This window comes from Variovorax sp. KK3, from assembly GCF_001984055.1.
In the GTDB taxonomy this organism is placed as follows: Bacteria; Pseudomonadota; Gammaproteobacteria; order Burkholderiales; family Burkholderiaceae_C; genus Variovorax.
In genome coordinates this window covers 1-379 of the sequence record NZ_LYVO01000212.1, presented here as the reverse complement: position 1 = coordinate 379, position 379 = coordinate 1, and the positions used below count along the sequence as shown (strand labels likewise).

The following is a 379-nucleotide window of genomic DNA, read 5'->3' as shown; positions in this document are numbered from 1 at the left end:
CGCCGACTGCGCGGTGGCCATCGGCGGCGGCTCCACCACGGGCCTGGGCAAAGCCATCGCGCTCGACTCCGGCCTGCCCATCCTGGCCATCCCCACCACCTACGCCGGCAGCGAGATGACGCCCATCTACGGCCTGACCGAGGCCGGCCTCAAGAAGACCGGCAAGGACCCGCGCGTGCTGCCCAGAACCGTCATCTACGACCCCGAGCTCTCGCGCAGTTTGCCCGTGGGCCTGTCGGTGACCAGCTGCATCAACGCCATCGCCCATGCGGCCGAGGGCCTGTACGCGCGCGACGGCAACCCGGTGATGGACCTGATGGCCGAGGAAGGCATCGCCGCCATCGCGCGCGCCCTGCCCACCATCCGGCGCAGCCCCGAG

General features: G+C 71.5%; 1 protein-coding gene. It reads left to right on the top strand.

The window, feature by feature from the left end; genetic code table 11:
* A partial coding sequence (locus tag B0W80_RS34215) for an iron-containing alcohol dehydrogenase (protein WP_143684941.1) occupies positions 1–379 on the top strand: 379 nt, incomplete at both ends.